The organism is Microbacterium sp. NPDC003461, from assembly GCF_053588335.1.
The window spans coordinates 60835-69696 of sequence record NZ_JBSFPT010000013.1 but is presented as its reverse complement, the minus strand read 5'-3'; the positions used below and the strand labels follow the sequence as shown (position 1 = coordinate 69696).

The following is an 8862-nucleotide window of genomic DNA, read 5'->3' as shown; positions in this document are numbered from 1 at the left end:
TTACGGCGCGCTTCACGCGCCTGCTTGTCGATCGCCAATGTGGTGCTTCCTTTCGTAAGGAGACCCACCCCTTACACACACCATTTGACAGGCTCTCGTCAACACCGAGCACCCGAACCCCGTCGAACCGGCCGGGGACATCGATGAGCACTCGGCGTCCCTCGGCGAGGACAGCATCATTCGCCGTGTGCCAAGACACCCCGAGACCTGCGGCGACACGCGACACGGTGAGGTGGTCGACCACGATCCCTTCCAGCGCCCACCGCATCCCGCGACGGGACAGCTTCGCTCGCGCCGCCGCCGCAGCGGTGAGGTCCTCACGCCAGGAGCGCCCGCACCCAGAGCACTTGTAGCGGCGGACCCGGACGAGCAGCGTGGTCGGGCGATGCCCGAACGGCTCGTGCGCGAGACACCGTGTGTCGGTTCCGCGGGAGAGCGCCTGGCTGCCGCAGCCCCGGCACCACGGATCTGGCTGCGCGACCCGGCACTCGATCACCGCCCGATCCGGGTCCAGACGCTGGCCGACGGCCACGAGGCCGAGCTCGTCGAGACGGCAGAACACCGTCAGATCAGGGGTCGCGAAGGTAGCGTGGTGCACGTCGAGGTCTTCCAGCAGATGATGAGTGTGAGAACTTCCATCATCGGAAGACCTCGACCCTCACCCGGGCACCGACGCACTCAGCCCACTACCCGCTCAACTGCGAAGAGCCATATTGGCCTTTAGGTCGGCCCCTTCGCCCGCTTTGCGCCCGTGCCGGGGGAAGCTCGTAGGGAGCAGCCCACACAGGTGACGCCACTGCAAGAAGGTCAAGGGCGGGTTCGAGTTGCACCGGATACTGCCCAGGAGGCCGCCACGCCGCAGCGGCACCCGACTATCGAGGTGTGGCTACGTGTTCAAGCGCATCGATATCGAGAATCGCGACCTCCCGGCGCCCGTGCAATTCGATAAGGCCGGAGGCAGAGAGCGCGGCAAGGCGTCGACTCAGGGTCTCTGGTGTCGTGCCGAGGTACGCCGCAATTTCCTGTTTCGCCATCGGAAGTCTCACCGTGGCCGCTCCGTCCCGCATGGTGCCAGGTAGGTCCAGGAGGTAGGCCGCGACACGGGCATTGACATCGCTGGAGGTGATGGCGGCCAGCAGTCGCTCGACGGAAGAGAGGCGGTCGGAGAGCGTCCGCAGCATCCGCTGACTGATGTCGGGGTAGTCACGAAGTAGGACTGCAAGGTCGGCATGGTCGAACACGCACATCCTGCTCTCTTCCAGCGCGACGGCGAGATCGTTCGGACGGTGGCCCGTCAGGAATGCACGTTCACCCACGACGTCACCGTCGGTCACCGTTCGCAGGATCTGCTCCTGACCATCGGCGGCCGCGTGGCTGACCTTGAGCTGTCCACTGTGCATCACCAGCAGGCGCGAGACCGGCTGTCCGGGCGCATAGACGATCTCCCCCTTTTCGGCGAGTACCGGGCGGGCGAAGTCCGCAACACGCAACTGTTCCTGACGGGTGAGGCCTTGGAAGATCGGGACGCGGGTGACGCACAAGTCATCCTCGGGCATGACACCACTTTATCCCACGCCGACCCGACGCGACCGTAACGGACGGGCCAGCGGCGCTCGGGGAGGAGCCCCGCGAACTTGATCTATGTCAAGGAGTTCGCGGCACGGCGAACCTACGGTGAAGGTGTCAGTAAGAAACACCAAGACGGAAGGATTCCACAATGACCACCGCGACCACAACCCACACCATCCTCCGCGCGGAAGGTTTTTCCTGCCCCTCCTGCGTGGCCAAGATCGAGAAGCAGGTCGGCCGCCTCAAGGGTGTCCAGAACGTGAAGGTCCACTTCGCCTCCGCCCGCATCGAGATCGACCACGACGCCGAGCGCGTTTCGGTGGATGACCTTGTTGCCGCCGTCGTGAAGGCCGGCTACAAGGCCACGCCCGCGGCCTTCTAACGCCAGCGGGCCCCACAGGGCCCGTTCACATTTCCCCCTTCATCCTGCCGGTACGCCGGCTCAAGACGCAGAAAGGTCGTACCCGAAAGTGAACAGGCTCCAGAAATGGGTCTATGGAAACTGGTCCGTTCCCGTCGTGTCCGGCGTGCTCATCATCATCTCGTTCGCCCTCCAGTGGCTGGGCGGAGGTGTCGCCAACCTCGCCGTCAGCCCGCAGTGGTGGCTGGACGCCGGCACCCACGCCGCGCATGCCAGCGCGGCCTTCACCCTCGGGGATGTCTTCATGATCGCCGCGGCCGCCGTCGCCGGCTACGGGATCGTACTCAAGGCGGTTCGCGCGCTGATCGCCAAGGTCATCGGCATCGACCTGCTGGTGTCGGTCGCGGCCATCGGCGCTGTCATCATCGGCAACTTCTGGGAGGCCGCGGCGGTGACGTTCCTGTTCGCCATCGGCCACGCCCTGGAAGCTGCCACCTTGAACAAGACGCGCTCGGCACTGGCCGAACTGGTCGCTGTCGCCCCGGATTCCGCGACCGTCGTGCGCGACGGTCAGCAACAGGAGGTCCCTGCCGCGCAAGTGAGAATGGGCGAGATCGTGCTGGTCAAGAACGGCGCGAAGGTCCCCGTCGACGGTCGAGTCGTCTCGGGCACCGGCGCCATCGATGAGGCCTCGATCACCGGCGAATCGATCCCGGTGGAAAAATCCAAGGGCGGACAGGTCTTCGCCGGCACCGTCTCCCGCGGCGGTTTCCTGCAGGTGCTGGCCACCGGCATCGGGGCCGATACCACCCTAGCCCGGATCATTCACCGGGTCGAGGAGGCCCAGGACGCCAAGGCCCGCACCCAGGCGTTCATCGACCGCTTCTCCGGCTGGTACACCCCCGCGGTGATGGTGCTGGCCCTGGCGGCCGGACTGATCTCCGGCGACGTGGTGCTGGCCCTGACTCTGCTGGTCATCGGCTGTCCCGGCGCCCTGGTGATCTCCATCCCGGTCGCGATCGTGGCCGGCATCGGCCGCGCCGCCCGCAACGGCATCCTGATCAAGGGCGGCGAATTCCTGGAGACCTCGGCGAAGATCTCCGCGGTCGCCGTGGACAAGACCGGCACCCTGACCGAGGGACGCCCGCAGCTGACCGACGTCGTCGTCCTGGACTCGGCGTTGGAGCGCAGCGAGGTGCTGCGCTGGGCTGCCGCCGCTGAGGCCGGCTCCGAACACCCGCTGGCCCGTCCCATCCTGGACACCGCCCAGGCCGAGGGAGTAGGCCCGCACGGCATCCCCGGCACGGTCACCCCGGTCCCCGGCAAGGGCATCGTGTCCGATGTCGACGGTTGGCGGGTGCTGATCGGTAACCCGCCGCTACTACTCCAGTACGGCGTTGTCGATGACGGCAGCGCCGCCCAGGCGGCGGAATCGCTGGCCGCCGAGGGCAAGACGCCGATGATCGTGGCGGTCGATGACAAGGTGATCGGCGTCGTCGCCGTCGCCGATCAGGTCCGACAGGATGCACCCGAGATGGTCGCCCGCCTGCACCGGGCCGGCGTGGAGAAGGTGGTCATGCTCACCGGTGACACCCGGCTGGTGGCCGAGGCCGTCGGGAAGGCGACCGGGATCGACGAGATCCACGCCTCCCTGCTTCCCGAGGACAAGCTGGACGTGGTCGCGCAACTGCAGCAAGAGGGCCACACGATCGCCATGGTCGGCGACGGCGTCAACGACGCCCCGGCCCTGGCCACCGCGAACATCGGCGTGGCGATGGGGGCGGCCGGCTCGGCCGTAGCCGTGGAGACCGCGGACATCGCCCTGATGGGCGACAACCTGCTCAAGCTGCCGGAAGCTATCGGATTGGCCAAGCGGACCGTGTCCGTCATGCGGCAGAACATCGCGATCGCCCTGATCACCGTGGTGCTGCTGCTGGCCGGCGTCTTCGCCGGCGGAGTGACCATGTCGATCGGCATGCTCGTCCACGAAGCCTCCGTACTGGTGGTCATCGCCAACGCGATGCGACTACTGCGCAACGCCCGCGGCTCCACCACGATGCCCAAGAGCGAGAGGACCACCGGAACAGCGGCGCAACAGGTCAACGCCTGACATCGAACCCGCGTAAGCGGCAAACAGGTACCCAGCCGCTACCGCTCCCGGCGCGGGACACACCGACAAATTCACAACAACGACCCGAACACCGAAAACGAAAAACGCAACTGGAGGAGAGCAATCATGAACGGAAAGAACTTCACCCTGGGAGACAACGTCGAGCATTTCACCATCGCGGACGTGGCCCGGGACAACCCCGACTTCCGGAAGGTGCTGTGGACCGGTGAACACGCCCAGATCGTGGTGATGACCATCCCGCCCGGCGGCCAGATCGGCGACGAGGTCCACGAGCACACCGACCAGATCCTGACCTTCGTCTCCGGCACCGGCGAAGCCGATCTCAACGGCCACACCCACCCCATCGATGCCGGTGACCAATGCGCGGTACCGGCCGGAGCCCGGCACAACTTCCGCAACACCGGCGACGAGCCGCTGCTGCTCTACACCATCTACAGCCCACCGGAGCATGCTGCCGGCGCCGCCTTCGCGACCCGGGAGGAAGCCGACGCCGCCGAAGCCGCCGGTGAGGACGAACCCCCTCGGCTCTGACCCCCATCGTCACGTTATCTAGGGCACTAAGACACACCGCTCAGATCAGAAGGAGATCGCATTCATGTCCAAGGTCTACGTCTTCACCGACTACGGCGGACCCGAAACCCAGCAGCTGATCGACCGGCCTATTCCGGAGCCTGGACCCGGGGAACTGGCCATCGAGGTCCGGGCCGCCGGTGTGAATCCGGCCGACTGGAAGATGCGCGAGGGCCGGCTGGGTCGTGCCTGGTCGTTGCCGGCGCCGATGGGCCGTGAAGCCGCCGGCGTGGTCATCGCGGTGGGCGGCGGGACCGAAGGCTTCGCGGTGGGCGATGAGGTGCTCGGCCTGGTGGCGCCCGGGCAGGGCGGACTGGCCGAGCACACGCTCTTGAGCGCCTCCACCACTGTGGCCAAGCCCGAGGAGATCTCCTTCATCGACGCCGCCACCATTCCGGTGGCCGCAGCCACCGCCTATGACGCCACCCACCAAATCGAACTGGAACCAGGCCAGACCCTGCTCTTGTTGGGCGCTGGCGGCGGGGTGGGGCTGATGGCCGCGCAGATCGGCCGGGTACACGAGTTCACGGTCCTCGGCGTGGCCGACGTGGCCAAGCGGGAACTGATCGAGTCCACCGGTGCGGCCTTCATCGGATCCGGTTCGGGCGTGGCCGATCGCGTGCGAGAAGTCGCTTCCAGCGTCGACCTGATCGTCGATCTTGTCGGCGGTGACGCGCTGCGTGCCGTCGCCGATCTGGTGGCCGATCCGGGGCGGATCATCTCCGCGGCCGATCCGGACGCCGCGGTCGAACTGGGCGGCCGGGGCTTGGCACGTACGACTGAGGCCATGGGGAAGATCACCGAGGTGATCCAGTACGGGCTGGTCGACCCCCATGCGGACACCCAGTACGACCTCAATGACGCAGGTCAGGCGATCGCAGCCGTGGAGACCGGGCACGCCGGCGGCAAGGTCGTCGTGGTTCCCGAAGGCTGATCAGCCATGCCGGGCGTGGGGGCGAGTTGCGTACTGCGGATGCCCTTACGCAACGCGTCCGTCATGGCCCGATCTGCGTCGTCGCTGACGAGGGCGCGAACCTCGTCCCTGGCACGTGATGATGTCAGCCGCACTGGTGCGGACTCGCCGAACTCGGGAAGGTCGACCTGACGTGACCAGCGCCGTCGCCGTGCGTCATTGTGAAGCCGACGACCTCGTCCCCGCGGGTCGCGACGATCGTGTCGGCGATCCGCTCGCGTGACCGCCGCGCGAAGGACTCGGGCGTGCGCGCCGCGACGAGGGTTTCGGGCACATGGCCGAGGTGGGCGTCGCGCCACCCGACCCGCCAGATCGCGGCGATCGCCTCGGCATCCGCCGGCAGCGCGGGGCGGATCAGGACGTCGCTGGGCGACGGTGACCCTTCGGGGAGAGATGCCGACACCGGTCCGTTCTCGTGGCGCTGCACAGAGCCAGTACATCGCGGAGTCGCGCGCGTCGGCAAGTCGCCCGCGGGCCCGCGCGTCCGTTGCGCGCGGGCCCGCGGCCGCGGTCAGAGGGTGAGCAGCACCTTGGTGGCGCGGCGCTCGTCCATCGCGCGATAGCCCTCGGCAGCGGCCTCCAGTGGGAGAGTGAGGTCGAACACCTTGCCGGGGTCGATCTTCCGGTCCCAGATGAGCTGGATCAGCTCGGGCAGGAAGCGGCGCACGGGGGCGGGGCCGCCATGCAGGTGCACGCCCGTGAAGAACAGGTCGAGGCCATCCAGCTGCACGCCGTGCGAGACGCCGACGTAGCCGACGTAGCCGCCGGCGCGGGTGGAGTGGATCGCCTGCCACATCGACTCCTGGGTGCCCACGGCCTCGACGGTGCCGTGCGCGCCGTAGCCGCCCGTCAGCTCCTTCACCTTCGCGGCGCCGGCGTCGCCGCGCTCCTCGATGATGTCGGTCGCCCCGAACTGGCGCGCCAGCGCCTGCCGCTCCGGGTGGCGGCTGAACACGATGATCCTCTCGGCGCCGAGGTGCTGAGCGGCGAGCACGGCCGACAGACCCACGGCGCCGTCGCCGACGATCGCGATCGTCTTGCCCGGTCCGGCCTCGGCCGCCACCGCACCGAACCAGCCCGTGCCGAGGACGTCGGAGGCGGCGAGCAGCGACGGGATGAGGACGGCATCGGGCTGGCCCGGCGTCGCGACGAGCGTGCCGTCGGCGAGCGGGACCCGCGCGTACTCGGCCTGCGTGCCGACAGCGCCCATCATCACGTTGTGGACGCAACGGGATTGGTAGCCCGCCTGGCAGATCTCGCACGTGTTGTCGGAGGCGACGAACGAGCCGACGACGAAGTCGCCCACCTTCACGTTCTTCACGTCGGCGCCGATCTCGGTGACGACGCCGACGTACTCGTGCCCCATGGCCTGCGGCGTCGCCGCCAGCGCCTCGACACCGCGGTAGGGCCACAGGTCGGAACCGCAGATGCAGCTCGCGGCCAGCCGGATGACGGCGTCCGTCGGCTCCTGGATCGACGCGTCCTCGCGCTCCTCGACGCGGACGTCGCCGGGGGCGTACATCATGACTCCACGCATGCGTGGTCTCCTTCGTGAGATCGTTCGTGCGGAACGAGGCGCCCCGCCGATGCGGCGACTGTCTCGGAGACAAGTCAACGCCCTTCCGCGTCGGAATGAGAGGCCTCAGCAGACCCCCTCACGCAGGTGCGGGGCGCCGCGCTGACGGGTTCCATCAGGCCCTCCCTCGCATCGCGTCGGAGGCATACCGTGGACGACATGGACAATCGATCCGAGGTACGCGAGTTCCTCATGACGCGTCGCGCGCGCGTGTCGCCGCAGCGGGCGAGCGTGGAGACGTTCGGCGATCGCCGGCGCGTGCCGGGCCTGCGGCGCGAGGAGGTCGCGCGGCTGGCCGACATGAGCGTGGACTACTACACCCGGCTCGAGCGCGGCAATCTGCGCGGCGTCTCGGACTCGGTCCTCGAGGCGATCGCGCGCGCCCTCCTGCTCGACCAGGCCGAGCGCGAGCACCTCTTCGACCTGGCGCGGAACGCCAACCCGGTGGGAGTGCGCCCGCAGCGGGGCCACGGCGACACGCCCGTGCGGCCAGAGCTGCACTACTTCCTCGACGCGCTCGTGACCGCACCGGCGTTCGTGCAGAACAACCGCATGGACCTCGTCGTCGCCAACACGCTCGGCTACGCGATGTACGCGCCGATGTTCGCCGGATCCGCGCGGCCCGCGAACTTCTCGCGCCACATCTTCCTCGATCCGTCGTCGCGCGATTTCTATCCGGACTGGGACCGCGCGGCGTGGACGAACGTGACGATCCTGCGGCGCGAGGCGGGGCGCAGTCCCCACGACAAGCGCCTGCACGCGCTGATCGGCGAGCTGTCGACGCAGAGCCTGGAGTTCCGCGAGTACTGGGCGGCACACGATGTGCGCCGCCACTACGCCGGCCAGAAGACGTTCCGGCACCCGGTCGTCGGCGAGCTCGAGCTGCACTACCAGACGCTCGAGCTGGATCAGGACCCGGGACTGGCGATGACCGTGTACCTAGCGACGCCGGGATCGCCCACGGAGCAGTCGCTGCGGCTGCTGTCGGCCTGGGCGGCCACGGAGGCGGCCTCGCAGATCGCCGCCTACGCGGCGGCCCTGTGAGGCCGGCGATGACCGGTTCTGACGCACGCTAGCGCCGCAGGGCCGAGGGGCGGGGGAGGCCGAGGTCCTCGAGCAGGTCACCGAGGGCGCGGTCGAGCTCGGCGCCGGCCTGCGTGAGCTTGTTGATGCCGAAGGCCGCCAGCGGCGCGCTCGGCAGCTCGAGGCTCAGCACCGTGCCGGGGCGGCGGGCGGCGTGCGCCTCGACGCGGATGGGGGAGTAGAGCATGGTCCCCGCGTCGTGACGGAACAGCCGCGCCGCGATGCCGTGATGCGCGATGAGCCACACCGCGCTGCGCGCGTCGCCGCCCGCGTGCCGCAGCAGCTCGTCGGGGCGCGAGGACCACACGCGCACGAATCCGCTCGGCGACTCCCACTGCACGCCGCGGACGAAGGCGGGCCACTCCGCGCCCTCCGCCTGCGCCGCCGCCTCCGCGTCGGGCAGCGCGGGCACGGCCCGCTCGAACGCGGCCACGAGCGCGTCGAACTGGGCGTTCGTGTCGAGCCGGACGCGTCGAGCCGCGTACTCGATCGTGCTCTCCTCTGCGGCGTAGCTCATGCGTCCATTCAACTCCGTCGCGGCCAACGCGCGGCGTATACCGCCGCGGCCCGCGGCGGGCAACCCCGTGGGGCGGGGCGCA

General features: G+C 68.8%; 10 protein-coding genes. 5 read left to right on the top strand and 5 right to left on the bottom strand.

The features are described 5' to 3' along the window. Together ACWDR7_RS07330 and ACWDR7_RS07325 are read right to left on the bottom strand one after the other, a co-directional pair. The coding region (locus ACWDR7_RS07330) for a transposase family protein (protein ID WP_449854263.1) at positions 1-598 on the bottom strand (598 nt) is incomplete at its 3' end. A 274-nt stretch (positions 599-872) separates the two neighbouring features. Beyond that, the gene (locus tag ACWDR7_RS07325; RefSeq protein ID WP_449854262.1) at positions 873-1556 is read right to left on the bottom strand and encodes a Crp/Fnr family transcriptional regulator; all 684 of its coding nucleotides are present in this window, start codon (positions 1554-1556) and stop codon (positions 873-875) included. A 161-nt stretch (positions 1557-1717) separates the two neighbouring features. On the opposite strand from ACWDR7_RS07325, the gene ACWDR7_RS07320 reads away from it, so the two are divergent. From ACWDR7_RS07320 to ACWDR7_RS07305, 4 genes are all read left to right on the top strand, one after another. Then, the gene (locus ACWDR7_RS07320) at positions 1718-1951 is read left to right on the top strand and encodes a heavy-metal-associated domain-containing protein (protein WP_249387508.1); all 234 of its coding nucleotides are present in this window, start codon (positions 1718-1720) and stop codon (positions 1949-1951) included. 88 nt (positions 1952-2039) lie between these two features. Then, complete coding sequence (locus tag ACWDR7_RS07315; RefSeq protein WP_449854261.1) at positions 2040-4040, top strand: heavy metal translocating P-type ATPase; 2001 nt, start codon at positions 2040-2042, stop codon at positions 4038-4040. Between the two features lie 126 nt (positions 4041-4166). Continuing rightward, the gene (locus tag ACWDR7_RS07310) at positions 4167-4592 is read left to right on the top strand and encodes a cupin domain-containing protein (RefSeq protein WP_449854260.1); all 426 of its coding nucleotides are present in this window, start codon (positions 4167-4169) and stop codon (positions 4590-4592) included. Between the two features lie 64 nt (positions 4593-4656). After that, complete coding sequence (locus tag ACWDR7_RS07305; RefSeq protein ID WP_449854259.1) at positions 4657-5565, top strand: NADP-dependent oxidoreductase; 909 nt, start codon at positions 4657-4659, stop codon at positions 5563-5565. Between the two features lie 124 nt (positions 5566-5689). Here ACWDR7_RS07305 and ACWDR7_RS07300 read toward each other — a convergent pair whose 3' ends face one another. Next, positions 5690-6007, bottom strand: a complete 318-nt coding sequence (locus ACWDR7_RS07300; RefSeq protein ID WP_449854258.1) for an N-acetyltransferase family protein — start codon at positions 6005-6007, stop codon at positions 5690-5692. 108 nt (positions 6008-6115) lie between these two features. After that, positions 6116-7141 (bottom strand): zinc-dependent alcohol dehydrogenase family protein, encoded by a 1026-nt coding sequence (locus tag ACWDR7_RS07295; protein WP_449854257.1) that lies wholly within the window; start codon positions 7139-7141, stop codon positions 6116-6118. 198 nt (positions 7142-7339) lie between these two features. On the opposite strand from ACWDR7_RS07295, the gene ACWDR7_RS07290 reads away from it, so the two are divergent. Continuing rightward, a complete protein-coding gene (locus ACWDR7_RS07290; RefSeq protein ID WP_449854256.1) occupies positions 7340-8224 on the top strand; it encodes a helix-turn-helix transcriptional regulator in 885 nt (294 codons plus the stop codon). A gap of 28 nt (positions 8225-8252) precedes the next feature. On the opposite strand, the gene ACWDR7_RS07285 is transcribed toward ACWDR7_RS07290, so the two are convergent. Further along, positions 8253-8780, bottom strand: a complete 528-nt coding sequence (locus ACWDR7_RS07285; protein ID WP_449854255.1) for a hypothetical protein — start codon at positions 8778-8780, stop codon at positions 8253-8255. Between the last annotated feature and the right edge of the window lie 82 nt (positions 8781-8862).

What these genes read in the sequence shown, in the direction of transcription:
- ACWDR7_RS07325 (WP_449854262.1), bottom strand. Translation starts at nt 1,556, where the DNA reads ATGCCCGAGGATGACTTGTGCGTCACCCGCGTCCCGATCTTCCAAGGC.
- ACWDR7_RS07320 (WP_249387508.1), top strand. Translation starts at nt 1,718, where the DNA reads ATGACCACCGCGACCACAACCCACACCATCCTCCGCGCGGAAGGTTTT.
- ACWDR7_RS07310 (WP_449854260.1), top strand. Translation starts at nt 4,167, where the DNA reads ATGAACGGAAAGAACTTCACCCTGGGAGACAACGTCGAGCATTTCACC.
- ACWDR7_RS07305 (WP_449854259.1), top strand. Translation starts at nt 4,657, where the DNA reads ATGTCCAAGGTCTACGTCTTCACCGACTACGGCGGACCCGAAACCCAG.
- ACWDR7_RS07295 (WP_449854257.1), bottom strand. Translation starts at nt 7,141, where the DNA reads ATGCGTGGAGTCATGATGTACGCCCCCGGCGACGTCCGCGTCGAGGAG.
- ACWDR7_RS07290 (WP_449854256.1), top strand. Translation starts at nt 7,340, where the DNA reads ATGGACAATCGATCCGAGGTACGCGAGTTCCTCATGACGCGTCGCGCG.
- ACWDR7_RS07285 (WP_449854255.1), bottom strand. Translation starts at nt 8,780, where the DNA reads ATGAGCTACGCCGCAGAGGAGAGCACGATCGAGTACGCGGCTCGACGC.